The following is a 24,297-nucleotide window of genomic DNA, read 5'->3' as shown; positions in this document are numbered from 1 at the left end:
TCATCGCCCACCGGATGCCCCGGCCAGCTCGGCCGGATATTGGGGGAGGCGGGCATGCGGCCCGTACCTCCGGGCCAGGGGATTCACCCGTCCGTGCAGGATTGGGCAAGAACCCGGCAGCATCGGCATATCGCTTCAGCGGCGCCAGCGCACAGATTGCGGTCATCCACTCCGCGGTCACGAGGCGCATCCATATGTCTGGAATTGAAGGGAAGGTCATTGCCATCACCGGAGCGAGCAGCGGAATCGGGGAGGCGACGGCTCGCCTGCTCGCGAAGCGTGGGGCACACGTTGTCTTGGGCGCGCGCCGGACGGACCGGCTCGAAGCCCTGGTGTCCGCCATCCGCGCGGAGGGTGGCTCCGCGCGCTACCGGAAGCTGGACGTCACGAAACGGGACGACGTCGAGTCCTTCATGGGCTTCGTCCGCGCCGAGCACGGCCGCATCGACGTCATCATCAACAACGCGGGCGTGATGCCGCTGTCGAAGTTGGAGGCGCTCAAGGTCGAGGAGTGGGACCGGATGATTGACGTCAACATCCGTGGCGTCCTGCACGGCATCGCCGCCGGGCTGCCCATCATGCAGGCGCAGCGCTCCGGCCAGTTCATCAATCTCTCCTCCATTGGTGGCCACCTGGTGGTGCCCACGGCCGCCGTGTATTGCGCGACGAAGTACGCCGTCATCGCCCTCTCCGAGGGCCTGCGGCAGGAGGTCGGCGGTGACATCCGGGTCACCGTCATTTCACCGGGCGTGACGACGTCCGAGCTCGCCGACTCCATCTCCGACCCGGTCGCGCGCGAGGGCATGCGCGAATACCGGCGGGTGGCGATTCCGCCCGAGGCCATTGCGCGGAGCATCGCCTTTGCCATCGAGCAACCCGACGACGTGGACGTGAACGAAATCATCGTCCGTCCCACCGCTCAGTCCTGATGGAGGGTGACACCGCGGGACGGGGCTTCGCGCGGCACCGTCCAGGAAGAAGCGAATCTGGGCGACGTGGCGGACAGGGGCTGGGTCTTGATTGACAGCCTGTCTTACGTTTTAATAATCGAGTAAAAGCGGTAAATGTCGAAATGTTCGGGGCCGGGGAATGACGTCATGAAGCTGGCAACGGGAAAGCTGTTCTGCGCCATCGCTTCCAACGGGACCCAGACGTTGCTGTACCGGAACGACACGACCTTCACCGCGAGCTGAGTGAAGGCTGGCACGGCCCTTTTTCACGTGGGAAGGGCAGCGCCGGGGTGCCGTGACTTGCGGGCTGCCTCATCGCGGGGATGAGGCAGCCCGTGTTTTTTCGCGGCTCAGGCCCGTTCCACGCGGATGCGCGCGGGCAGGCCGTTGATGCTGGCTTCTTCTTCCTTGCCGGTGAGGCCCTCGGGGCCCACGAGGATGCTGGAGGCCAGCGTCTCCCGCGCGATCAGCTCCCGCGCTTCGTCCGTCACGCGCTTCACGCGCGCGTCGCCGTCCACCCAGAGCTGGATGCGGTCGGTGTAGCCCAGCTCCATGTCCTTGCGCGCGCCCTGCACGCGGGCGAGCAGCTCGCGCACCAGGCCCTCATCCACCAGGGACTCGGTCAGCTCGGTGTGGAGCACCACCACGCCCACGCCCATGCCCGCGGCGGCGTAGCCGGGGTTGGCCTCCACCAGCGTCTCCAACTCCTCGGCGGTGAAGACCAGGTCCTCGCCGGCCACCGTCATGGCCACGCGGCCCGTCTGGAGCAACTCGCGGTGCAGCGCGGCGCCGTCACCCGTGTCGAAGGCCTTGCGCACCGGGGCCAGCTTGGGGCCCAGCCGTCCGCCCACCGCGCGCAGGTTGGGCCGGACGCGGAAGCGCACCACGTCCGCCTCCGGGCTGCCCGGCTCCACGAAGCGCACCTCGTGGACGTTCAGCTCGTCCGCGATGAGGTCGCGGTACGCCGCCACGCGGTCCGTCAGCTCCTTGCGCGCCAGGATGACGTCCGCGCGCGACAGCGGCTGGCGCACCTTGAGGCGGTTGTCCGTGCGCACCTTGAGGCCCAGAGAGACCAAATCCCGCACAGCGCCCATCTCCGCCGCGAGCCCCTCGTCGATGAGGGACGCATCCACGGAGGGGAAGCGCGCCAGGTGGACGCTCTCCGGCTGCGTGGTGGGCCAGGGCTTGCGCACCAGGTTGCCCCACATCTCATCGGCGAAGAAGGGGATGAAGGGCGCGGACAGCGAGGCAATGGTGGTGAGCGCCTCGTAGAGCGTGAAGTACGCGTCCTGCTTGTCCTGTTCGAAGCCCGGCGCCCAGAAGCGCGACCGGCTGCGGCGCAGGTACCAGTTGGACAGCGCGTCCACCAGCGCCACCATTCGCTGGGCAGCGTCGTAGACCTGGTAGGTGTCCAGCGCGCGGGTGACGTCGCGCAGGGTGAGGTGGACCTCGGACAGAATCCAGCGGTCCAGCACCGGCCGCGCCTTCACCTCGCGCCAGCCCTGGCTGCGGCGGATGGCTTCCCACGGCGAGTCGGTCGCGTCCGTGTTGCCGGCCGCGGGGTTGAAGCCGTCGATGTTCGCGTAGATGGTGAAGAACGAGTAGACGTTGCGCAGCTTGACCTGGAAGTCCTTCTGCAACAGCCGCACGTTGCTCAGCGAGTGCCGCGTGTTCGACCAGGTGGGGCTCGCCGCGTAGAAGAACCAGCGGAACGCGTCCGCGCCCGGCGCCTTGGCGGCGGGGTCCTTCAGCACCACGCGCTCGGAAGGCGCCAACCGGGGCACCTCCACCGGCATGACACTGGCGCCCCGCGCGGAGGGCGCCACGTCCAGCGTCTGCAGGTCAGCGGGCGCCAGCAGCAGCACGCGGCGCTTGAGCTTCTTGTGCGCCTTCACCGTCGCCGTGATGACCACGTCCGGACGGTCTGGCCGGAAGAGCTGCACCTTGGCGCCCTCCTGGATGTCCAGGCCCTCCAGGTCCTCGCGAGCGATGAGCGCCACGCCCGGCTCACCCGGAACGCCGGCCTCCGCGGCCGTGAGGACGGCGAAGTCCATGCGCACTTCGTCCAGGATGATTTCCGGCGGCGTGTAGTTGCCCTTGGACTTGGACTCCTTGCGGCCCTCCTTGTCGGAGACGTGGCCCAGCACGATGCAGCTCTTGTACGGCTGCGGCCAGCCGCGCTGGGGGGACAGGCCCATGCGCGCCTGCGTCTCCTCGTCGAAGAGGAGCGTGCTCACCATCAGCAGCGAATAGAACCAGCCACGCGTCTGGTCGATGGCCTCGGAGATGAAGTCCGCGGGGAAGGCGCGGTTGAAGATCTCCCGCGAGCCCGGCGCGTGCGGGAAGCCCCACTGCGCGAAGGGCATGCAACCGGAGTCGAACCACACGTCGACGACCTCGGGCACGCGCTGGAAGCGCCCCGGGGTGCCGGGCTTCTCGAACGTCACCTTGTCGATCCACGGCTTGTGGACGATGAGGTGCCTGGCGTTGGCCTCGTGGGGCTTGCCCGCGAGGAAGGCATTCAGCTCCGCCTCCACCGCGGCCACGTTGTTGCCCGGCTTCTCGCGCAGCGCCTGGAGCGAGGGGATGGCCTCCACCTCACCCGTCTCCGAGTGTACCCAGAGCGGCAGCGGCGTGCCCCAGTAGCGCTCGCGCGACAGGGCCCAGTCCACGTTGTTGGCCAGGAAGTCGCCGAAGCGGCCTTCCTTGATGTGCTCGGGCACCCAGTTGACGGCGCGGTTGTTGGCAATCGCCTCGTCCTTCACGGACGTGGTCCGGATGTACCAGGCGGGCCGGGCGAACTGGATGAGCGGGTCGTCGTCCGCGCGCCAGCAGAAGGGGTACTCGTGCTTGTACTGCTCCGTGAAGAGGACCAGCCCGCGCTCCTTCAGGTGGCGCTGGATGTCCTTGTCCGCCTCCTTCACGAAGCGCCCCGCGACGAGCGTCACGTCGTCGGAGAAGGTGCCGTCCGGCTTCACCGCGCAGAACAGCTCCAGCGCTTCCGGCTGGGCGAAGCGGGCCTTGTCCTTGCGGAAGGCCTCGTAGTCGTCCTCGCCAAAAGCGGGGGCGATGTGGACGATGCCCGTGCCGCTGTCGAGCGTCACGAAGTCCGCGCCCAGCACGCGCCAGGCCTGCGCGTCCTCACCGCCGTCCTTCAGCGGCAGCCGCGTGTCGCCCGCGCGCTGGTGGTAGAGGTCGAAGGGCGGCTGGTAGCGCTGGCCCACCAGGTCGCTGCCCTTCTGCGTGGCGAGCACCGGCAAGTCCATCTTGAGCTTCTTCGCCAGCGCCTCGCGCAGCGCCGCGGCGACGATGAGCTTGCGCTCGCCCGCGTCCACGGTGACGTAGTCCACGCCCGGGTTGACGGCCGCGTACATGTTGGACGGCAGTGTCCAGGGCGTGGTCGTCCACACCACCAGCGCGGTGTCCGGCGTGTCGCGCAGCGGGAAGGTGACGTAGACGCTCGGGTCGTCCACCGTCTTGTAGCCCAGGCCCACCTCCGCGGCGCTCAGCGCGGTGCCGCCCTGCGGCCACCACCACACCACCTTGTGGCCCTGGTACAGCAGGCCCTTGCGGTGCAGCTCCGCCAGCGCCCACCACACGCTCTCCACGAACGGACGGTGGTAGGTGACGTAGGCCTGATTCAGGTCCACCCAGAAGCCGATGCGCTCGGTGAGCCGTTCCCACTCGGAGGTGTAGCGGAAGACGGATTCGATGCAGCGCTCGGTGAAGGGCTCCACGCCGTAGCGTTCAATCTCCGCCTTGCCGTGGATGCGCAGTTCCTTCTCGACCTCCACCTCCACGGGCAGGCCATGGGTGTCCCAGCCGGCCTTGCGGGGGACGTAGTGGCCCGTCATCGTCTTGTAGCGGGGGAACAGGTCCTTGATGACGCGCGTGAGGACGTGGCCGTTGTGCGGCAGGCCGTTGGCGGTCGGCGGGCCCTCGTAGAAGACGAAGCTGGGGGCATCCTCACGCGTTTCGAGCGAGCGCTCGAAGATGCGGCGGTCCTTCCAGAAGGCCTGGATGCGGCGCTCGTCGGAAGGAAAGTCCATCTCCGCGGGCACCGCATCGAACAGGGAAGGGGGCGTTTCAGGCATGGTGCGGTGCTTGATAGCACCGCCCGCGCCGGGGATGGATGCCCGTCCTGTGAATCAGTACAGCGGACAGATGAGCGGCCCGTTGCGGCCACAGACGTCGCGGTTGATGTAGTAGCCCCAGTCCGGGCTGTAGTAGGCGTACATCGTCGGACCGCTGCCGCAGGACACGTACTGGGACGAGACCAGGCAGTGGATGTCCGGGTCATACTCCGGGTAGAGCGCCTGGGACGCGGACTCCGTCGTGGAAGGCTCCGCCGTGGCTTCGTCCATGGCTCCGCCACAGCCAGCCATCAGCAGGGCGGCAATGCACATCAGGGTTGCGCGATTCTGGGGCATGGGACTCTCCTGAGACCGGCGTCCGTCGCCGGGGTGCCGAGCCTAAGCCGGGATGGTATTGATTTCAGGGTAAGCACGTTGACGACCATGTGCGCATGTTTCTAGATTCTCGGGTGCTGAGAATTTTCACGCCCTTGGAATCGAGAGAGACATGAAAAGGCTGCTGCTCTGTGCCGTGTCGCTGGCGGTCGTGGTGGGCTGTTCCGGCGCGCCGCCTGAACAGCCCATCGAGCAGGAGGGCTTCAAGGTCCTCCAGCACGACGCGACGACGCTGGAGGCCACGTACGGCTCCGGGGGCGCCGTGGTGCGGATGCTCGCGGTGGAGACGCAGGCCAACGTCGTCGAGGTGACGTACGACTTTGGCGACCCCGTCATCGGGTTCCACATCGACTTCAATCAGGGCGTAGGCCAGTTCATGCCGTCGGGCAGCCCGCTCGACGCGGCCCATTCGCACCTGCTTGCGTCGCTGATGGAGGGGCTTGCCCGCGAGCTCCCCGAAGAGGGCCGCACCCGCGTCGAGGACGCCGCCGAGCGCCAGACGAGCTTCATGCAGATTGTCCCGGTGGGAGAGGTCCTCACGGCGTACGAGTACGTGTCCGAGCGCGGCTGGACGCACATCTCCTGCTCCTGCGGCCGGCAGTACATCGGCTCCGGCTACTACCGCACGGCGGGCATGGGCTGCGGCTGCACCGGCGGCTCGGGCAACGGCTGCAAGGGCCGCTGCGGGCAGGGCTGCGGCGTCACCAGCCTGCCGCGTTGCGTGGGCAGCACGGCCTACACGCAGGACTGCGCCAAGCACGACTACGGCCTGGGCAGCTTCGCGGCGGCGTCGGATGACTATTCGTTCGCGCGCAACAACTGCAGTTGCAGCGGCGTGGGTTCGTGCAGTTGAAGGAGCGCGTGCTGACAGGTGCGGTGCTGGTGCTCGTCGCGGGGATGGCCCTGGGCTGCAACCGGGCTTCCTCGCCTTGTCCCGATGGCGCGCGGCTCCAGGGGCGCGCGCCGCCCGACGGCGTCCTCCAGTGGTGTGCCCGGCCCGAAGGGAAGAAGCACGGCCGTTGGGCGGAGTGGCACGCCACCGGGAAGCTGAAGACGGAGGGCACCTACGTCGACGGGAAGATGGAGGGCCGCTGGGTCAGCTACTTCGAGGACGGTGTGAAGCAGTACGAGGGGGAATACCGTGGCGGGCTCAAGCAGGGCCTGTGGACCCTCTATTACGAGGAGGGCCAGAAGAACCGCGAGGAGCTCCATTCACCCGGCTCCGGCCCGGTGAAGTGGACCGCCTGGCGCTCGGACGGCTCGAAGTGGGCGGAAGGGACGCTGGCGGGGCATCGCTCGCAGGGCGCTTATTCGGAGTGGCACCCCAGTGGCGCGCTGGCCGTGCAGGGCCAGTACGAGAAGGGGGAGAAGACGGGTGAGTGGAAGTACTGGGACGCCGCGGGCGCCGCCACGGACGTTCCGCAGGGCGACTTCGACAGCGAGTGACGTCACGTCCGCCGCCGTGGGACTCCTGCTGGCGGCGGGAGCGTGCGGTCCCTCTGTCGTCCCTGTCTCCCCGGAGGCGCTCACCCCGGCGCGGCGGGCCGTGGTGGGCGGAGCGCCCGAGCCGGGCTTCCCCGCGGTGGCCGCCATCGTCCCCGTCTCGCCCTTCTGTGGGGAGCCTGACGAGGCGGCTCGCGTGCTCTGCACGGGCACGCTGGTGGCGCCGCGGGTGGTGCTGACGGCGGCGCACTGCGTGGAGAACGCGGATGCTCCGCGGGTGTTCTCGGTGGTGTTCGCCGCGGAGACAGCCCGTGCCTCCGCCGCGCAGCGCATCCTCGTGGTGGAGGGCCGGCTCCATCCCGCGTGGCGTCCGGGCGTGAGTGACCTGGGCGTGTTGATTCTCGCCAGCGATGCGCCGGTCGCTCCGCTGGCCTGGGCGGCGAGGGCGTTTCCCGCTGACGGCGTGGGGCGGTTGGCGCGGGTGGTGGGCTTTGGCGTGGACGGGGAGGGCGGCTCGGGCCTGCGCCGTGGCGGCCTGTCCCGAATCACGTCGGTGGAAGCGGACGCGTTCTCCATCGAAGCGGCGCCAGCGATGTCGTGCGGCGGGGACAGCGGTGGCCCGGTGTTCATCGAACAGGACGGCCTCGAGCGCCTGGTCGGTGTGACTTCGTTTGGTGACCTCACCTGCACCACGGGGACGAACAGCCGCGTCGACGTGCACGCGGACTTCATCCAGAACGCCATCGAGGACGCCTCACGAGGCGCGCCCGTCCGGACGCCGGTGGACCCGGACGTGGACGCCTGCGCGCAGGGGTGCCGTGCGCATGCGGACTGCCCGGTGGGCATGGCGTGTGTCGCGCGGGCGGACGGCACTCGGAGTTGCGCGGTGGCGGGGCTCGAGGCGGGCCACTTCGGGCCTGCCTGCACCGGCGCGCAGGGGGCGCATCCGTGTGTGAAGGCGGGCTCGGCGTGCCGGCTGTGGCTGCCCTGCTCCGAGCCGCGGGATGCAGCAGCGCAGGGTGGGTGCGCGGCGGCAGGGGGCGGAAACCCCGGCCTGGTTCCGCTGGTGCTTCTGGCCTGGTCCTGGGGCCGCGGCTGTCGCGCGAAGGGCGGGTCGTCCGCGAGCGCCTTCTGCTGTCCGCCTGCCCACCCCTCTGGCATGTTGTTTAACTGGGTGGTTTAATTTGGGGCGGAGGTCGTTATGGTCACCCCCATGGTTCAGCAACGTTCCGAGCAGCTCGACGCGGTCTTCCACGCGCTTTCCGACCCGACGCGGCGGGAGATGCTGCGCAGCCTGTCCTCGGGACCGAGGAGCATTGGCGAACTGGCGGCGCCGTTCAGCATGTCCTTCGCGGGCGCTTCCAAGCACGTCAAGACGCTGGAGCGTGCGGGGTTGGTGAACAGGTCGGTGGAGGGGCGCACGCATCGGTGCAGTCTCGCGCCGGCGCCGCTGGCCGGAGCGGCCGACTGGCTGCGTTTCTACGAGCGCTTCTGGAATGACCGGCTGGATGCCCTGGAGCGGGAGCTTCGCAAGCCAGAGCGCGGCGGCGCCAGGAAGGGCGCTCGACATGAGTGAGGTCCGGATGCGTCCGGCCGTCCTGTCGCATGCGACGTCCACCCGCGAGGAGGTGGACGTCAGCGAGCAGCCATGGGGAGACTTCGGCTACTTCAAGGGCCTGGAGGGGCACCTCTGGGAGGTGCCGTGCCATCCGGAGCTCGCCGCCACCGATACATAGGTCCCCAGGGCTGCGGTTCCGCTCATTCGTAGGGCCAGAAGCGTGCCGCGAAGGGCGCCGAGGTGGACGTGCCTTGGTCGGCGCGGAGGCCCGCCACGCACATCGAGCCATCGGAATGGAGCGCGGCGGTGAGCGCGGCCTCGGTCCCCGGCAGGTTGGTGCGATGGGCGCGCAGGGCGGTCTTCCCGTCCGCGGACAGGTGGATGAGCCCAATGCCATCCGTGACACCGTCGATGGTGCTCGCCGCCGCCAGGACCAGCTCGCCCCCCGGAAGGATGCCGGCGCCGACCAGTCTCTCCACCGGGTTGTCCGGCGCCGACCACCGGCCGGTGCTGGTGCCCTCGATGCCGAACGCCACGTCACGCTTCCCGTCCGAATGGAGCCGGGTCACCGAGGCGGAGGTGTAGGCGGTGGTGCCCGAGGAGAACTGCGCGGTGCCACCGACCAGCAACGCGTCTTCGGCCAGCAGGTGCAAGGTCCGGGGCTTGATGGTGCGGATCCCCGGCGCCTGGCCGTCGTAGCTGAAGGTCCGGTCGACCGTCCCGTTGACGTTGTAGCGACGCAGGGTCATGCCACTGGTGCTGGCGAGCGTGGTTCCCACCACCACGATGCGGTCATCCGCCTGGGTGACGACGCCCAGCCCGTCCTCGTCCTCGCCCAGGTCTTCCCAGGCCAGACCATCCGAGCTGAAGCTCGTGTCCGCGGCGCCGGTGGGCGTCAAGCGCATGATGACAAAGTCCAGGTCATCGTGCTGCGCCGTGCCCGCCCCGACGATACGCCCCTGGGAGTCCACCGTGACGGCATGCAGCGTTGCATTGCCCTCGGAAAGCTGGAAGGTGCGCACGCCCGTGCCGCCTAACGTGGTGTCCAGGGTGCCCGCGGGGGTGTACCTGGCGAAGAGCAGGCTCTGATGCTGCCTCCCCGAGCAGTCCCCGGGGCCCGAGATGGCGCCTCCCGCGACCAGGATGCGCCCGTCGGACAGCACGGTGACGGCGTCCACGTAGTCATCGCCTCCGCAGACATCCAGCGTCACCGTGCCCTGGGTGCCGAAGTCAGGGTCCAGCGTCCCGTTCGCAAGCAGGCGCGCTACCAGGACGTCGCGCAGGCCCGTGGAGCCCGTGGCGCCCGCGAGAATCCACTTGCCGTCGGGCTGCGGTGCCACGGCATGGATGCGCACCGCCGGGTGGCCGAAGGCGGGCGCCGCCACGCCCCTGTTGCCGAAGGAGGTGTCCAGTGCCGCTGGGCCGGGCTGGATGTTGAGGAGCTGCGTCTGCTCGACGCGGACCTCGCCGGCGCGTGCGACCAACGTCACGGGCACGATGCCGTAGGAGGCGAACTCCGTGACGCTGAACTCGAGCGTGCCATAGATTTCTCCCTCGGCCACGACGGTGCCGGACGCGCTCACGTGCTCGGGGAGCCCTTCCACGGAGATGGAGACGGCGTCAGTGAACGTCGGCTCGCGGAGGACGACCACCGGCCAACTCTCGGTGGCGCGGTCCAGACGGAATCGGAGTGAGAGTTCGGGTGGTTGCTTGAGCGTGAAGGCCGGAGGCGGCTCTCCCGCGTCGGGGTCCTCCGTCCCGGCGTCGGTGCCCGCGTCGTTCGTCGATGCCCCCGCGTCCGGCCGCTGGGTGCCCGCATCGGGTCTGGGGGAGGGCGACGGCTCCGAACCACCACAGCCCCAGGTGACGGGGGCCAGGCACAGGAGCATCAACGCCAGGAGCGATTTCACGCGCGGCGATGGGAAGCCCATGACATTGGAGGAACCTCGACGGCGGAAATGCACACTGTCTGTGGAAATCATGTGAGCCGGCCTCTTAAGCGAGGACTCGGCGATTCGTAAAGACAGACGCCTCAGTGTTCGCCGTGTCCTCGCGGCGCGTCATCCGCCCCGGGTTGCGTGCCCCGGAGCCGCCTGAGCAGGTGGCGCGGCCAGAAGAACAGCGCCATTCCGGCCATGACGAGGAAGAGGATGACGAAGGGCAGCACGAGCACGCCGCCGACGAAGCCGGCTGCCATGCCGCCCAGTCCCCACAGCAGGCCATGGGGAAATCCCAGGACGGCGCCGGTGAGGGTGCCCACCACCGCGCCCGCCAGCACACAGGGCTCGATGAGGTTCACTATGCGCTCCCACGTTGATGCTCGTCACGAGCCTGGGCAGGAACACGCATGAGCAAGTCGCGACGCAAGGTGGTCCTCATCACTGGCGCATCCTCTGGCATCGGTCAGGCCTGCGCGGAGCTCCTGGGGGCACATGGCCACGCCGTCCATGGTACCAGCCGCCATCCCCGCGCGGATGGTGCCCACCACCGGATGGCCGTGTTGGACGTCACGGATGAGGATTCCGTTCAGCGCGCGGTGGCGTCGGTGCTCGCGGCCGAGGGCCGGCTCGACGTGGTGGTGAACTGCGCGGGCTTCGTGATGGCCGGCGCCGTGGAGGACGTGTCCGTCGAAGAAGCCCAGCGGCAGATGGACACCAACTTCTTCGGCGTGCTGCGCGTCTGCCGGGCGGTGCTCCCCACGATGCGCGCGCAGCGGTCGGGCCTCATCGTCAACATGAGCTCCATGGGCGGCGCCGCCGGGCTTCCCTTCCAGGGGCTCTACAGCGCCAGCAAGTTCGCCCTGGAGGGAATGACGGAGAGCCTCCGGCAGGAAGTCGCCGCCTTCGGCATCGAGGCCACGCTGCTGCAGCCCGGGGATGTCCTCACGCGCGTGCGCGAGTACCGGCAGCGCGCCCGGCAGTCTGGTCCTGGGTCCGCCTACCAGGAGGCCTTCGAGCGCGTCATGAACCTGGTGGAGTCAGGAGAAGGCGCGGGCGTTCCTCCCGAGCAGGTCGCCCGGAAGCTCCTGGCCCTGGTGGAGCGGCAGCGCGTGGACGTGCGCTACTCCGTGGGTCACTTGTCGCAGCGCGTCGGCCTGGTGTCGAAGCGCCTGCTGCCCGGGCGCACCTTCGAGCACCTCGTGATGGCGCTCCACGGCCTGTCGCGGCGCTGAGCCGGGCCCGGTGGGTTGTACATTCCTGACATAGGACTGTCAGGGGCGGGTCGCAGGATGGCGTCTACGAAGCCCCTTGGGTTCTCCCGACCCAGGGGCGTTCGCATCCCACCCCAGGTGCCACCCGACATGATTCCCTTCTTGATGATGTTGCCGATGCTCGTCCCCGCGGGTGTCAAACGTGGACGCTCCAGCAAGGCACGGAGGGGAGGGGGGCTGAGTCCAGTGCCTTCACCCACGAAGGAATCAGGAAGCGCGCCGCCTGTCCGTGCCTCCTCGCGGCGGCGGCTGCCGGCCCAGGTCCTGGGGCAGCGGGCCCTCAACCGGGCCCTGCTCCAGCGGCAGTGGCTGTTGCAGCGCTCCCGGGCGGGCGTGATGGAGGCGCTGGAGCATCTGGTGGGGCTTCAAGCCCAGGCCACCCATCCTCCCTACGGCGCATTGTGGACGCGGCTGAACGGCTTTCAGCAAGAGGCGCTGACCCGGCTCGTGATTGAGCGCCAGGTGGTGCGCGCCGGGATGATGCGCGGGACGTTGCACCTGGTGACCGCGCGCGACTGCCTCGCGCTGCGTCCCGTGCTGCAACCCGCGCTGGACAGGGGCTGAAGCACGCCTCCCATGGCAAGCAGCTGGCGGGTGTGGAGGCCCAGGCGCTGGTGGCGGAGGGACGGGCGCTGCTGGAGGCACGTCCCAGTCCCCGGGGCGAGCTGGGCCGGCGGCTCCAGGAGAAGTGGCCCGGCCATGATGCGAGCGCCCTGAGCCTGGGTTTTTCGAGCCTGGAACCGCTCGTTGTGGTGCCCCCTGTGGAACGTGGGGCCATGGCGAGCGGATGGTGTACGCCACCGCCGAGTCCTGGCTCGGCCAGCGCTTCGAGCCCGCCGCGCCGCCAGACGCGCTGGTGATGCGCTACCTCGCCGCGTTTGGCCCCGCGAGCGCCAGGGACCTGCAGGCCTGGTCGGGCCTGTCACGCATGGGCGCTGTCCTGGAGCGGTTGCGGCCTGAGCTGCGCGCCTATCGTGACGAGCACGGCGTCGAGCTGTTCGACATCCCGAATGCCCGGAGGCCCGACCCGGACACGCCCGCGCCCGTCCGCTTCCTGTCCGAATTCGACAGCGTGCTGCTGGCCCACGCGGACCGCACGCGCATCATCTCCGATGCCGCCCGCAAGCGAGTCTTCACCCTCAACGGCATCGTGCGCGCCACCATCCTCGTCGATGGCTTCGTTCGGGGAACCTGGCGCATCGAACGTGCGCGCGGCACCGCGACCTTGTGCATCACGCCCTTCGCGCGGCTGTCGCGTGAGGACCGCGCCGCGCTGAGCGACGAGGGAGGGCGGCTGCTCGCCTTCGCCGCCGCGGATGTCCAGCACGCCGACATCCGCTTCGAGCGGGTGGGGTGAGCCCGCGCCATGTCGAGCGGGGGCGGGGAGGCGGCGCTCCAACCGGGCCGGGCTGGAGCGCCGTCGTCTTCCCCAGGAAGGCGTGAGGCTCAGGCGTTGAGCGTGCTCTCGTCGACGCCGGCCTCGGCCATCAGCGTGGCCAGCGCGAGCTTGAGCTTGTCCTTCGCCCGAATCTCCAGCTGACGGGCGCGCTCGCGGGAGAAGCCGAAGTGCTCGCCCAGCTCGCTGAGCGTCATCTCCGCGTCACCCATGACGCGCTGCTCGATGATGAAGCGCTCGCGCGGGTCCAGGCGGCGCAGGGCGCGCTGCACGAGCTCGCGGGTGAGGTTGGCCTGCTGCCGGTCGGCGACCTCGTCCACCGCGGAGACGGACTCGGACTCCACGAAGTCCAGGTGCGTGGCGTCGCCGTCCTCGCCCATGGGCGCGTCCAGGGACAAATCACGGCCACCCATGCGCTGCTCCATCTCGCGCACCTCGGAGGCCTTCACGTTCAGCTTGCGCGCAATCTCCTCGGCGTTGACGACGTTCGCGTCGCCGGCGCCCATCTTCTCCAGCTCGCGGCGCGTGCGGGCCAGGCTGAAAAAGAGGCGGCGCTGCGCCTGCGTGGTGCCCAGCTTCACCAGGCTCCAGTTCTTCAGGATGCAGTTCTGGATGTACGCGCGAATCCACCAGACGGCGTAGGAGATGAGGCGGATGCCCTTGTCCGGATCGAACTTCTGCACGGCCTTCATCAGGCCGATGTTCGCCTCCTGGATGAGGTCCGACATCTTCAGGCCGTAGGAGCGGTACTCGTAGGCCACCTTCACCACGAAGCGGAGGTTCGCCGTCACCAACTGGTGGCCCGCGGAAAGGTCCCCCGCGCGGAAGCGCTTCGACAGCTCCTGCTCCTGCGGCTGGGTGAGCAGCGGGTACTGGTTGATCTCCGACAGGTAGGTGGAGAGCGAATCAGGGGAGGAGAAGGAGTTGGAAGCCTGCATGGTGTCTCTCGGGGAAAAAGAGATCTGGTTGGGGGATCGCGATGACGCTACGGGGGGTTGCCCATTGCGACCCACGTGCCAAGGGGTGGCACCATCGTTTCCAAGTGAATCCAGGGGTTTGCATCCAAGCCGGCCCATGCATAAGGGCGGTAATCGGTCGTTTTTACAGCCAGCCCCACGGAAGTCTCTTCCGAACGTCGACTGGCCAACGGCGCCGCTCGCGCCGGGGGCAGGCACGGCGAGCAGGCGGGCGGGGCCCTTCATGGAGGCCCGCTGTTTCTTGCCCGATGCGTCATCGCCACCTTGACGACATGGGGGACCTCTTTCAGCTCTTCGCCGTCTCCGCCGTGGTGATGGGCGTGTCGCAGACGCTGTCCCGGGAGCGCATCTTCGCGCCGCTGCGCGCGCGGCTGGGCGGCAAGGACACCTGGTGGGGTTACCTGGTGTCGTGCCCCTATTGCGTGTCGCACTACGTGGCCTTCGTCCTGGTGCCGCTCACGGGGACGAACGTCATTCGGGTGACCGTGGGAGGCTGGCCCGGCTACGTGCTCAGCTGGGTGCTGTCCACGCTGCTCATCACGGTCATCGCGGCTTTCTTCCGGGTGGTGTTCTGGTTCGTGGATGAGACGCAGGGCCTGGTGAAGCGGCGCCAGCGGACGGAAGAGGAGGAGACGGCCACGCGGCGCCTCCACCGCGAGCAGGCGGAGCAGACGCTGAACCACCACGACCCCGAAACGCGTGAGCCCTCACCGCCCGTGCCGCATTGACGCGGTATGTCGCGTGCCCTCCGTATGGATTGACACGCGCGAGGTGGGAGGACGCAACTTCCAGAACCCGTCGAAGACGATTCTCGACGTCAACGGCATCACGGTGGCCTGGCTTCAGCGAGCCCGCTTGCCCCGTGGCGCTCCCGGCACGGACGTGGCGACGACGAGCTGCCGGTACTGCCGCGGGCTCAACCCCGTCACCTGCTTGAACTGGCGAGACAGCGCGCTCTGGTCACAGAAACCCACCGCCAGGGCGATGGCGGAGATGGGCTGCGCATCCTTCACCAGCCGCTCCGCCGCCGCGTCGATGCGAGTCTTCATGATGAACTGCCCGGCAGACAGCTGGAAGATGCGCTGCATCCGCCGCTCGAACTGCGCCGCGGACATCCCCGCCCGTCGCGCCAGCGATTCGATGCGCAGCCGCTCCCCATAGTTCGCCTGGATGTAGTCGATGGTCCCCGCGAAGCGCTCGTCCACCAGCCCCGCGCGCCCCGGCTCGTGCACGTCCTTGGACAGACACGCCAGCCCCATCACCTCGCCCGTGGCATCGAACAGCGGCACCTTGCTCGTCAGACACCAGCCCGGCTTGCGGTTGTTGAACAACGTCAGGTCCAGGTTGTCCACGAGCGCGCGCCCCGTCCGGAACACCTGCTCGTCCTGTCGCACGTACCGGTCCGCCATGTGCTGGGGGAACAGCTCGTGCGCCGTGTGCCCCACCGCCGCCGCCTTGCTCTTCAGGCCACAGCGCTCCGCGCACGCCTCGCTGATGCACACGTAGCGCCCCCGGATGTCCTTCACCGAGAAGACGATGTCCGGCACCCGGTCGAACAGCTCCTCCGCGAACAGCGGATTCGCCACCCGCCCCATGAAGCCCATCCGCCAGTGCTCCAAGGTTTCACGCGTTTTGGTGGTTTCCATTCGTCCCCACATGGGAAAGACACAAGAATGTCACACGTTCTCACGAATACCTTGAACACCGCGTGAAACCCACGTCGGTGTCACTCGGAACGGACGACACCGTGCGGCAAGCCCCCCCATTCGAGGAGCACGAAGCCATGCGCAGTCCAATCCCGGATTGGTGTCGCTGTCACATCGTCCTCGCCATCTGTTGTCTCGCCCTGTTCGCACCCGGAGCGGACGCCCGCCCCGGAGGTCCTCTCCCGGCCGACCCTGCTCAGCGCGTCCATGGACTGGAGCACGCGCACCAGCGCATCCAGCCCGACGAACGGCAGCCGGATGTTTCCCCGGAGCAGCTGCGCCAGGCCCTCACCCCACCGGCACCGAAGCGCTTTCTGCTGGCGTGTGACACGGCGGCCTTCGGGTCCGCCACCGGCACGGCGCTCGTCACGCTGGTGAAGGGCTCCTCGACGGAGTGCATCAACACGCTGTTCAGCGTCACGGGCACGCTCGCCCGGCAGGTGTTCATCGAGAGCAAGATGGTCACCATCGCCAACGCGCTCACCACCAGCGCGCAAGGCTATGGGGGCAACAACAACGGCCAGACGCTCCAGCTCATTATGTTCCTGCGCGCGGGGTACTACGTGCAGTACTACGCCCCGGACGTCGTGGGCAGCTACGGCACGGCGCTGGCCAACGCCATCCGCCCGGCCCTGGCCGCCTTCGTGGCCAACAGCCACTTCCGGGACGTCAACGACGACCACGGCGCGGTGCTGCGGGAGTTCGTCACGCTCATCGACAGCGCGGGGGAGAACGCGCGGCACCTGGGCACCTTCAAGGGCCTGCTGGACCGCTTCAACAATACCGCCCTGGCCTCCTGGTACATGCGCAGCGCCACCAACAACGTCTTCGTCGGACTGTTCCGCGGCCACTACAACGACGCCTTCGTGGCGGCCGTGCAGCAGGACCCGTCCATCATCGACTCTCTGGACTCCTTCGGCCTGCGCACCGAGCACCTGCTGGGCACCGACAACCAGTACCTCTCCGTCAACGCGGCCCGCGAGCTGTCGCGCTTCCTCCAGTACCCGGGGACGTTGCAGACGAAGACGCGCCCCAAGGTGAAGGCGCTCATCACCAGCCACTCGATGACGGGCCCCACCGCGGGCGTCTGGGTGGGCGCCGCGGAGATGGCCGACTTCTACGACGGCGCCAACTGCGCGTACTACGGCATCTGCGACTTCCGGCGGGCGCTGGAGCAGGCGGTGCTCCGCGTGACGCACAACTGCGGCGCCACGCTGCGCATGCGCGCCCAGGAGATGACGGCCACGCAGCTCACGCAGAGCTGCGGCCAGCTCGCCACGCAGGAGTCCTACTTCCACGACAAGCTGAAGACGGGCCGCCTGCCCGTCGCCAGTGACAACAACACGTCGCTGGAGATGGTCATCTTCGACAGCAGCCTGGACTACCAGACGTATGCCGGCGCGCTGTTCGGCATCGACACGAACAACGGCGGCATGTACCTGGAGGGAGACCCGGCGGCGTCCGGCAATCAGGCCCGCTTCATCGCCTACGAGGCGGAGTGGGTTCGGCCCGCGTTCGAAATCTGGAACCTGCGCCACGAGTACGTCCACTACCTGGATGGCCGCTTCAACATGAAGGGCGACTTCGGCGACAGCATCAGCCAGCCCACCATCTGGTGGATTGAAGGGCTGGGTGAGTACATCTCCAAGCAGGACGACAACGCGTCCGCCGTGGAGCTGGGCACCAGCAAGAGCTTCCAGCTCAGCCAGATTCTGCGCAACGACTACAACAGTGGCACCGAGCGCGTGTACTACTGGGGCTACCTCGCGGTGCGCTTCATGTTCGAGCGTCACCCGGCGCAGGTGGACACCTTCGTCGGCCAGTTCCGCGCGGGGAACTACACCGGGTATCGCGCGTCGCTGGACAGCCTGGACTCGGCGAACGACGCGGAGTTCCACCAGTGGATTGACTGCGTCTCCACCGCGACCGACCCGAGCACCTGCGCGAATCCGGACCCCGAACCGGGGCCTGGCACCGGCACGCCGTGCACGGGCGCGGACACCCGGATGCTGGACAACGGCTGCTACCGGGGCCCGCTGGCTGGCGACAACATCCAGTACTTCTACCTCTGGGTGCCCGCCGGCGCGCGCAACCTGCGCTTCCAGATGAGCGGCGGCACGGGCAACGCGGACCTCTACGTCCGCGCCAACCAGTGGCCGTCGACGACGGCGTATGACTACCGGCCGTATCTGGCCGGCAACGACGAGGTGGTGGACATCCCCTCGCCGCTGACCGGCGTCTACTACTACGCCATGGTGAAGTCCCGCGCGGCGTTCGCGGGCGTGAAGCTGGAGGCCCGCTTCGACACGACGCCGTGAAGCCCGGGAGTGACTCCCGGGTGAACACGGGGCACCCGGGAGTCACTCCTGCTTCAGTACCCCCTCCACCGTTCGCCACAGGTTCAGGGGATTGGCCTCGCGCAGCTCCGGCGGGAGCAGCGCGTCCGGCACATCCTGGAAGCACACCGGCCGCACGAAGCGGCGGATGGCGCCCGTGCCCACGGCGGTGAAGCGGCCATCCGAGCTGGCCGGAAAGGGACCGCCATGCACCATGGCCGGGCAGACCTCCACGCCCGTGGGGACACCATTCATCAGCACGCGGCCTACGCGGTCCGACAGTGTGGGGAGCAGCTCGGCGGCCAGCGCCGTGTCTCCCGCATCCATCATCACCGTCGCGGTGAGCTGGCCTTCCAGCCTGGAGGCCACGCGCACCAGCTCCGCCGCGTCACGCGCCACCGTCAGCACCGCGCAGCTTCCGAACACCTCTTCCGTGAGCGCGCGCTCGGCGAGCACCACGCGGGCCTCCGCCTCGAACAGCGCGGCAGCACCCAGCGCGGCCTGCGACTCACCCCGCGCACAGGTCCGCGTGTCCGTGCGAGCGGCGAGACGGCTCACGCCCTCGCGAAAGCGCTCGGCGATGGCGGGCGTCAACATGGGGGCGGCCGAGGCGGCCCCCAGCTTCTCCGCGAGCCGCGCGCGGAAGACCTCGTACCCCGGGCCCTCCACGGCCACGAGCAGGCCAGGCGAGGTGCAGAACTGGCCCGCGCCCTGGAGGATGGACGTGGCCAGCGCGTCCGCCATCGCCTGGGGACGGGCGGCCAGCGCCTCCGGCAGGAGGAAGATGGGGTTGATGGAGCCCATCTCCGCGAAGACGGGAATGGGGACAGGCCGCGCGGCGGCCAGCGCCATCAGCGCGCGTCCTCCGCCACGCGAGCCCGTGAAGCCGACGGCGCGAATGGCGGGGTGACTCACGAGCGAGGCGCCCACCTCCGTGCCCGCGTCGAACAGGAGCGAGAACACGCCTTCGTGCAGCCCACACGCCACCACGGCCGCGCGGATGGCCAGGCCCGCGCGCTCCGACGTCGCGGGGTGCGCGGGATGGGCCTTGGCGACGACGGGACAGCCCGCGGCCAGCGCGGACGCGGTGTCACCTCCGGCGACGGAGAACGCGAGCGGGAAGTTGCTCGCGCCGAACACGGCCACCGGCCCCACGGGGCGCAGCACGGAGCGCAGGTCCGGACGCGGCAAGGGACGGCGCTCGGGGAGGGCCCGGTCGATGCGCGCATCCACCCAGCTGCCTTCCTCCAGCAGCCGAGCGAACTGACGGAACTGCCCGGCCGCGCGGCCCAGCTCTCCCTGGATGCGCGCGGGAGGAAGTCCGGTCTCCTTGGGCGTCACGGCGAGGAAGTCCGCCTCCGCCGCGAGGAGCGCCTCGGCGATGTGCTCCAGGAACACGGCGCGCTGACGCGAGGGCAGCGCCGCGAGCGTGGGGGCGGCCTGCTCCGCGAGCACGCAGGCCCGCTCCACCTCCTGGGGCCGCGCGCCGTGGAAGCGAGGCTCGAGCGCCACGCCCTCCGCGGGATTCCAGCCGGTGAACGTCGGCCCACCGGGCTCGCCGCGTTCGGCGCCAATCAATGACAGTCCCATCCAGCTCATGCGGCGACCTCACTCCGGGAGGGGCCCATCGCCCCTCCAGCTTCGATACAGGACACTTCGCGACGGGGCACTACAACGCGGGCCGGTTCGCCAGGGCCTCGCGCAGCACGCGCAGGCACTCCTCGCGCTCGGCACCCGTCAGCTCCAGCCGAGGCCCGCGCACCCGCTCGTGGCCCCAGCCGACTTCCTGCTGGACCAGCTTGATGAGCTGGATGAACTTGGTGACGGTGTCCAGGCGCAAGAGCGGCAGGAACCAGCGGTACAGCTCGAAAGCGGCCTGCTTCTTTCCGGCGAGGGCCAGCTCGAACAGTCGCACGGACTCGGCGGGGAACGCATTGACCAGCCCCGCCACCCAGAAGCGCGCGCCCGCGTCGACACCTTCGACGAGGCAGTCGTCCACGCCCACGCCCACGGCCAGCCGGTCTCCCAGGAGGGCGCGAATGGCGGTGACGCGACGGGCGTCGGTGGAGGACTCCTTCACGGCGACCGCGTTGTCATGCTCGGCGGCCAGCTCCGCGAGGTGGGCGGGGGTGAAGTCCGTCTTGTAGGCGACGGGGTTGTTGTAGAGCAGGCACGGCAGCTTCGTGGCGCGCAGGACGGCGGAGATGTGGGCCTTCATCTCGCGCCAGTCGCTGGAATAGACATAGGGGGGCAACACCATCAGTCCGGCGCAGCCCGCCTCCTCCGCGGCGCGGGCCAGCCGCACGGCCTCCTCCGTGGACAGGGCGGCGATGCCCGGGATGACGGGCACCTTCACCGCGTCCACGCACGTGCGCATCACCGCGGCCTTCTCCTCCAGGCTCAGCGTCGCGCCTTCGCCCAGTGAGCCGCAGGGGATGATGCCGGTGCAGCCCTGCGACACCAGCCAGCGCACGTGTGAGCGCACCGTGCCGTGGTCGACGGACAGGTCCGTGTTGAAGGGGGTGGTGATGGCGGGGAGGACACCAGTCCAGAGGTTCATGACTCTCTCGTGTGGGTAGAGGAAACGTCCGGGGGAAGGCGCAGGCTGCCGATGCGCGCGGGAAGACAGGGTGGGCGCACGTCCTCTCCCGGCCAGCCGAAGAGGGTTTGCGCCGCCGTGCCGCAGGTGCGGCCCTGACAGGCGCCCATGCCCAGCCGGGCGTACAGCCGGGCCTCGCGCAGGTTCTGACAGCCCTCCATCGCGGACAGGGGCACGTCCTCGCAGCGGCACAGCAGCGTGTCGGGCGTGGCCAGCCGTCGCAGCTCCGCGCGTGGCGCGTCATGCAGCGCGAGCTGGACGGAGAACGCGCGGACGCGATGCCGTGCGCTCCAGCTCGACAGGGATGGGTTGTTCCGCGGCGACGAGTCCGGCCAGCTCTCCGGTGACGAGCGCCTGGTCCACGCCGCCGATGCCGAGCAGCTCGCCCACGGCGTGGACCTTGGAGACTCGCGTCTCCAGGCGCTCGTTCACGACCACCGCGCCGGCAGAGGTCTCACAGCCCAGCAGCCGGGCCACTTCCAGATTGGGCACGAGCCCGTAGGCCGCGCCCAGGTAGTCGCACCGCAGGCGTTCCTCGCGACCGCGCACGGACAGGCGGACCGACTCCACCCGGCCCTCGCCTTCGGCGGCGATGACCCAGGCGTCCGTGGACGTAGGCACGCGGATGAGCGCCGCGGACATCAAGGCGCCTTGGAGCAGCTTGGCGGGGTGTCGCCAGAGCTGGAGGGCGAAGCCCCAGTGGCTCGCGGCGGCGGCCTGCTCGGCGATGTAGCGGACCTCGCCACCGTGGGCGTGAATCGTCGCGGCGGCGGCGAGCAACAGCGGGCCCGTGCCGGCGAGCACCACGCGCTTGCCGCGAATGGGGAGGCCATCCTTGACGAGCACCTGGAGGCCGCTGACGCCCAGCACGCCCGGCAGTGTCCAACCAGGGAACGGGAGGAAGCGCTCGCGTGCGCCGGTGGCGAGCACCGCGCGGCCGTAGCGCACCGCGAACGAGGAGGCGCCCTCTTCGATCAGGAGCACTCCCGGCTCGGGCGCGGCGACGACGCGAGCGCCTGGACGGAAGCGAGCGCCCGACGCGGCGAAGCGGGTGAGCCACCGGCGCGCGAGGCGATTCGCGCCCTTTCGGGCCTCGCCTCTCCAGACCTGCCCACCGGGCTCGGGCTGGGCGTCGAGGACGAGCACATCCAGCCCCGCCTCGGCCGCACGGCAAGCGGCGGCGAGTCCGCCAGGTCCGGCGCCGACGACCACGAGGTCACAGGCCTCACGCATCGGTCACCACCTCCTGGTCCTCACGGCACGGCGTCAGACACATGAGGACCTCGGGAACACCATTGATGGTGGCTCGGCACTCGAAGCAGACACCCATTCCGCAGAGGGGCCCGCGGGGGCGCCCGCTCAAGTCGGCGCGACTGACGAAGCGGTCCGTCATCGCCAGCGCAGCCGCGACCGACGTTCCCACTGGCACCGTGACCGCACGTCCGTTGATGCGCAGGGTGACGCGCGGGGTGGCCTTCGACGCGGGCTCATGCATGAGCAACCTCCTGAGCGGACACCGTCAGGAAGCGCGCGGGTGAATACGGACGCGCATCGATGGCGCTGGTGCGCCCGAGCAGTTGGTCCGCTACCAGACGCGCGCTGCCCGTGGCGGTGGTGATGCCGAGCCCCTCATGGCCACAAGCCAGCCAGAGCCACGGCTTCTCCGGATGAGGCCCCAGCAAGGGCAGACCATCGGGTGTCGCCGGACGCAGGCCCGTCCAGACGCGCAGTGCCTGCAAGCCATCGAGCCCCGGAAGGAACAGGGCCGCGCGCTTCAGCATGCGGTCCAGGAGCGCCGCGTCCACCTCGCGCGTCGCATCGCCCGGCTGGCGCGACGAGCCCAGCAGGAGCTGCCCCGTGACACGCGGCTGGGCATTGAACGCCACGGAAGCGCCGTCCGTTCCGTGCGCGCTCTTGAGGTAGCCCAGCTCCACCAGTTGGTGATGCACCACGGGCGCCCCGCGCCGGGTGATGAGCAGGTGTCCCTTGCGCGGAGAGATGGGCAGCCCAGGGCAGAGCGCGGGACTGGCCACGCCCGCCGCGAGCACGATGTGCCGTGCCGTCAGCACCTCCCCATGGGAGAGCACGGCGCTTCCCGGGCGCAGCTCCCGAACCGGACTCCCCGTCATCAGCCGCGCACCCCGAGCCTGGGCACGCAGCGCGAAGGTCCGCGCGGCGAGCGGCGGATACAGCACGGCATCATCCACGACACGCAGCGCTCCCACGAGTCCCGGAGCAAGCGCGGGCTCGGCCTCATGGAGCGCCGCGCTGTCGAGCACCTCGGCACGGATGCCCGCGGCGCGGTAGTTGGCCACCTTCGCGGAGACAGCGGCCATCTCCTCTTCATCGGCGGCGAGCCAGAGGGTGCCACACGCGTCGTACTCCACCGCGCGAGGCAGTCCATCCGCGAGCTCGCGCCACAGCGACACGGACCACGACGTCAGCGCGAGCTCCGCCGCGTTGTCATCCATGGCCACCAGGTGGCCCATGCCGCACGCCGTCGTCCCCGCACCGATGGACCGCGCCTCGACGAGCGCCACCGACACGCCGTCAGCACTGAGCACATCCGCGAGCGCCGCGCCGACGATGCCACCGCCGACGATGACGCAGTCGAAGGCGCTCATCCGATGCCCCAGGCAAAGGGGTCCGTCGGGTCCACCAGCAGCGTGGCCTCCGCGTTGACGGACGCGGTGCCGGTGATGGTGGGCAGGATGCGCGCACCGTCACGGACGTAGCGCGCCTCGAAGCGACTGCCGAGGATGCTCTCCTGCACCCACGTCGCGCCTTCCGCGAGCACACCCTCGGCGGCCAGACACGCGACCTTCGCGCTCGTCCCGGTGCCACACGGCGAGCGGTCATAGGCCAGCCCCGGGCAGAGCACGAAGTTGCGAGCATCCACCCCTGGTGTCGGAGAGGGAGCGTACAGCTCGACGTGGTCGATCTCCGCGCCGCCCTCCCCGGTGATGCCCTGGTCCGAGAGCGCCTGCTTGATGGCGGAGGTGTACGCCAGGAGCGCGGGAGTCCGCGACAACTCCAGCGGCAGGTGCGTGGCGCGGGAGAGGAAGAACCAGTTGCCACCCCAGGCGATGTCGCCGCGCACCTCGCCATGTCCCGGCACGGACACCGCCACGTCATGCGCCCACCGGTAGCTCGGCACATTGGCGATGCTGACGCGCCCATCCGGATGCAGCGTGGCCTTCACCACGCCAACGGGAGTCTCCAGTGAGTGGACGCCAGGGCCGATGCGTCCCAGGTACTCCAGCGTCTTCACCACGCCGATGGTCCCGTGGCCGCACATCCCGAGATAACCGACGTTGTTGAAGAAGATGATGCCGGCGACGCTCGACGCGCTGACAGGCGGACACAGCAGCGCGCCCACCATGACGTCGGACCCACGGGGCTCGCAGACGATGGCCTTGCGAAAGGCGTCGAACTCCTCGCGGAAGCGCTCGCGCAGGCTCGCCAGGTCGCCCGCTCCCAGCTCCGGGCCTCCGTCCGTCACCACGCGCGTGGGCTCTCCCCCGGTATGACTGTCGATGACACGAATGCGCCGCATGCGAGCCGCTCCCGCTACCCGGGCCTCCCATGCGCCACCCTAGGAGTCCCGAGGCGCTGTTTCTTGGGAGATTCGACCGCGCTCGCGAGGCAATCA

The 24,297-nt window shown here is 69.4% G+C and carries 24 protein-coding genes; 11 read left to right on the top strand and 13 right to left on the bottom strand.

Annotation, left to right across the window (positions count from 1 at the left end):
- The first annotated feature begins 194 nt into the window (after positions 1–194).
- Positions 195–929 carry an SDR family oxidoreductase gene (locus QEG98_RS34330; RefSeq protein ID WP_316564308.1) on the top strand — a complete coding sequence of 245 codons (735 nt, stop codon included), beginning with the start codon at positions 195–197 and terminating at the stop codon, positions 927–929.
- 371 nt (positions 930–1,300) lie between these two features.
- On the opposite strand, the gene ileS is transcribed toward QEG98_RS34330, so the two are convergent.
- Together ileS and QEG98_RS34320 are read right to left on the bottom strand one after the other, a co-directional pair.
- Positions 1,301–5,044: an isoleucine--tRNA ligase gene (gene ileS / locus QEG98_RS34325; protein WP_316564307.1), complete on the bottom strand. Its 3,744-nt coding sequence runs from the start codon at positions 5,042–5,044 to the stop codon at positions 1,301–1,303.
- A 54-nt stretch (positions 5,045–5,098) separates the two neighbouring features.
- On the bottom strand, positions 5,099–5,380 hold the full coding sequence (locus QEG98_RS34320) for a hypothetical protein (RefSeq protein ID WP_201422328.1): 282 nt from the start codon (positions 5,378–5,380) through the stop codon (positions 5,099–5,101).
- A gap of 151 nt (positions 5,381–5,531) precedes the next feature.
- Between QEG98_RS34320 and QEG98_RS34315 the strand changes: the two genes are divergently transcribed.
- Genes QEG98_RS34315 through QEG98_RS34295 form a run of 5 tightly spaced genes read left to right on the top strand, consistent with a single transcriptional unit; the run spans position 5,532 to position 8,598 of the window.
- The gene (locus QEG98_RS34315; protein ID WP_316564306.1) at positions 5,532–6,272 is read left to right on the top strand and encodes a hypothetical protein; all 741 of its coding nucleotides are present in this window, start codon (positions 5,532–5,534) and stop codon (positions 6,270–6,272) included.
- Positions 6,273–6,280: 8 nt separating this feature from the next.
- Positions 6,281–6,865: a toxin-antitoxin system YwqK family antitoxin gene (locus QEG98_RS34310; protein ID WP_316564305.1), complete on the top strand. Its 585-nt coding sequence runs from the start codon at positions 6,281–6,283 to the stop codon at positions 6,863–6,865.
- A 16-nt stretch (positions 6,866–6,881) separates the two neighbouring features.
- Positions 6,882–8,045, top strand: a complete 1,164-nt coding sequence (locus QEG98_RS34305; protein WP_316564304.1) for a S1 family peptidase — start codon at positions 6,882–6,884, stop codon at positions 8,043–8,045.
- An 18-nt stretch (positions 8,046–8,063) separates the two neighbouring features.
- Positions 8,064–8,438: an ArsR/SmtB family transcription factor gene (locus tag QEG98_RS34300; RefSeq protein WP_090493473.1), complete on the top strand. Its 375-nt coding sequence runs from the start codon at positions 8,064–8,066 to the stop codon at positions 8,436–8,438.
- Positions 8,431–8,598 (top strand): hypothetical protein, encoded by a 168-nt coding sequence (locus QEG98_RS34295; RefSeq protein WP_316564303.1) that lies wholly within the window; start codon positions 8,431–8,433, stop codon positions 8,596–8,598. The genes QEG98_RS34300 and QEG98_RS34295 overlap by 8 nt, the downstream gene beginning before the upstream one ends.
- Positions 8,599–8,620: 22 nt before the next feature.
- On the opposite strand, the gene QEG98_RS34290 is transcribed toward QEG98_RS34295, so the two are convergent.
- Complete coding sequence (locus QEG98_RS34290; RefSeq protein ID WP_316564302.1) at positions 8,621–10,330, bottom strand: hypothetical protein; 1,710 nt, start codon at positions 10,328–10,330, stop codon at positions 8,621–8,623.
- A gap of 122 nt (positions 10,331–10,452) precedes the next feature.
- A complete protein-coding gene (locus QEG98_RS34285) occupies positions 10,453–10,719 on the bottom strand; it encodes a hypothetical protein (protein ID WP_316564301.1) in 267 nt (88 codons plus the stop codon).
- Positions 10,720–10,767: 48 nt separating this feature from the next.
- Here QEG98_RS34285 and QEG98_RS34280 point away from each other — a divergent pair, with 48 nt between their 5' ends.
- From QEG98_RS34280 to QEG98_RS34270, 3 genes are all read left to right on the top strand, one after another.
- Positions 10,768–11,592, top strand: coding sequence for an SDR family oxidoreductase (locus QEG98_RS34280; RefSeq protein ID WP_316564300.1), 825 nt, complete (start codon positions 10,768–10,770; stop codon positions 11,590–11,592).
- A gap of 129 nt (positions 11,593–11,721) precedes the next feature.
- On the top strand, positions 11,722–12,195 hold the full coding sequence (locus QEG98_RS34275; protein WP_316564299.1) for a DNA glycosylase AlkZ-like family protein: 474 nt from the start codon (positions 11,722–11,724) through the stop codon (positions 12,193–12,195).
- A 223-nt stretch (positions 12,196–12,418) separates the two neighbouring features.
- Complete coding sequence (locus QEG98_RS34270; protein WP_316564298.1) at positions 12,419–12,988, top strand: winged helix DNA-binding domain-containing protein; 570 nt, start codon at positions 12,419–12,421, stop codon at positions 12,986–12,988.
- Between the two features lie 89 nt (positions 12,989–13,077).
- On the opposite strand, the gene QEG98_RS34265 is transcribed toward QEG98_RS34270, so the two are convergent.
- Positions 13,078–13,965, bottom strand: coding sequence for an RNA polymerase factor sigma-32 (locus tag QEG98_RS34265; RefSeq protein ID WP_316564297.1), 888 nt, complete (start codon positions 13,963–13,965; stop codon positions 13,078–13,080).
- Between the two features lie 311 nt (positions 13,966–14,276).
- On the opposite strand from QEG98_RS34265, the gene QEG98_RS34260 reads away from it, so the two are divergent.
- Entirely contained in the window at positions 14,277–14,732 is a 456-nt protein-coding gene (locus QEG98_RS34260; protein ID WP_090493604.1) for a hypothetical protein, read from the top strand.
- Between the two features lie 114 nt (positions 14,733–14,846).
- Here the strand turns inward: QEG98_RS34260 and QEG98_RS34255 are convergent, their stop codons facing one another.
- Positions 14,847–15,650, bottom strand: coding sequence for an AraC family transcriptional regulator (locus QEG98_RS34255; RefSeq protein WP_316564296.1), 804 nt, complete (start codon positions 15,648–15,650; stop codon positions 14,847–14,849).
- Positions 15,651–15,787: 137 nt separating this feature from the next.
- Here QEG98_RS34255 and QEG98_RS34250 point away from each other — a divergent pair, with 137 nt between their 5' ends.
- The gene (locus QEG98_RS34250) at positions 15,788–18,028 is read left to right on the top strand and encodes a M9 family metallopeptidase (RefSeq protein WP_316564295.1); all 2,241 of its coding nucleotides are present in this window, start codon (positions 15,788–15,790) and stop codon (positions 18,026–18,028) included.
- A gap of 42 nt (positions 18,029–18,070) precedes the next feature.
- Here the strand turns inward: QEG98_RS34250 and QEG98_RS34245 are convergent, their stop codons facing one another.
- The 7 genes from QEG98_RS34245 to QEG98_RS34215 form a co-directional block, all read right to left on the bottom strand.
- Positions 18,071–19,645: an aldehyde dehydrogenase (NADP(+)) gene (locus tag QEG98_RS34245; protein ID WP_316564294.1), complete on the bottom strand. Its 1,575-nt coding sequence runs from the start codon at positions 19,643–19,645 to the stop codon at positions 18,071–18,073.
- Between the two features lie 70 nt (positions 19,646–19,715).
- On the bottom strand, positions 19,716–20,606 hold the full coding sequence (locus tag QEG98_RS34240; protein WP_316564293.1) for a dihydrodipicolinate synthase family protein: 891 nt from the start codon (positions 20,604–20,606) through the stop codon (positions 19,716–19,718).
- A complete protein-coding gene (locus QEG98_RS34235) occupies positions 20,603–20,821 on the bottom strand; it encodes a hypothetical protein (protein ID WP_316564292.1) in 219 nt (72 codons plus the stop codon). Before QEG98_RS34235 ends, QEG98_RS34240 begins: the two co-directional genes overlap by 4 nt.
- 64 nt (positions 20,822–20,885) lie before the next feature.
- A complete protein-coding gene (locus QEG98_RS34230) occupies positions 20,886–21,878 on the bottom strand; it encodes an FAD/NAD(P)-binding oxidoreductase (RefSeq protein WP_316564291.1) in 993 nt (330 codons plus the stop codon).
- Positions 21,871–22,140, bottom strand: coding sequence for a (2Fe-2S)-binding protein (locus QEG98_RS34225; RefSeq protein WP_316564290.1), 270 nt, complete (start codon positions 22,138–22,140; stop codon positions 21,871–21,873). The genes QEG98_RS34230 and QEG98_RS34225 overlap by 8 nt, the downstream gene beginning before the upstream one ends.
- Complete coding sequence (locus QEG98_RS34220) at positions 22,133–23,269, bottom strand: FAD-dependent oxidoreductase (protein ID WP_316564289.1); 1,137 nt, start codon at positions 23,267–23,269, stop codon at positions 22,133–22,135. The genes QEG98_RS34225 and QEG98_RS34220 overlap by 8 nt, the downstream gene beginning before the upstream one ends.
- Entirely contained in the window at positions 23,266–24,201 is a 936-nt protein-coding gene (locus QEG98_RS34215; RefSeq protein ID WP_316564288.1) for a proline racemase family protein, read from the bottom strand. Before QEG98_RS34215 ends, QEG98_RS34220 begins: the two co-directional genes overlap by 4 nt.
- Positions 24,202–24,297: the final 96 nt, after the last annotated feature.

It is taken from the genome of Myxococcus sp. MxC21-1, assembly GCF_032612255.1.
Taxonomy (GTDB): Bacteria; Myxococcota; Myxococcia; order Myxococcales; family Myxococcaceae; genus Myxococcus; species Myxococcus virescens.
The sequence above is the reverse complement of the archived record's forward strand: the minus strand, read 5'-3'. Positions and strand labels throughout refer to the sequence as shown.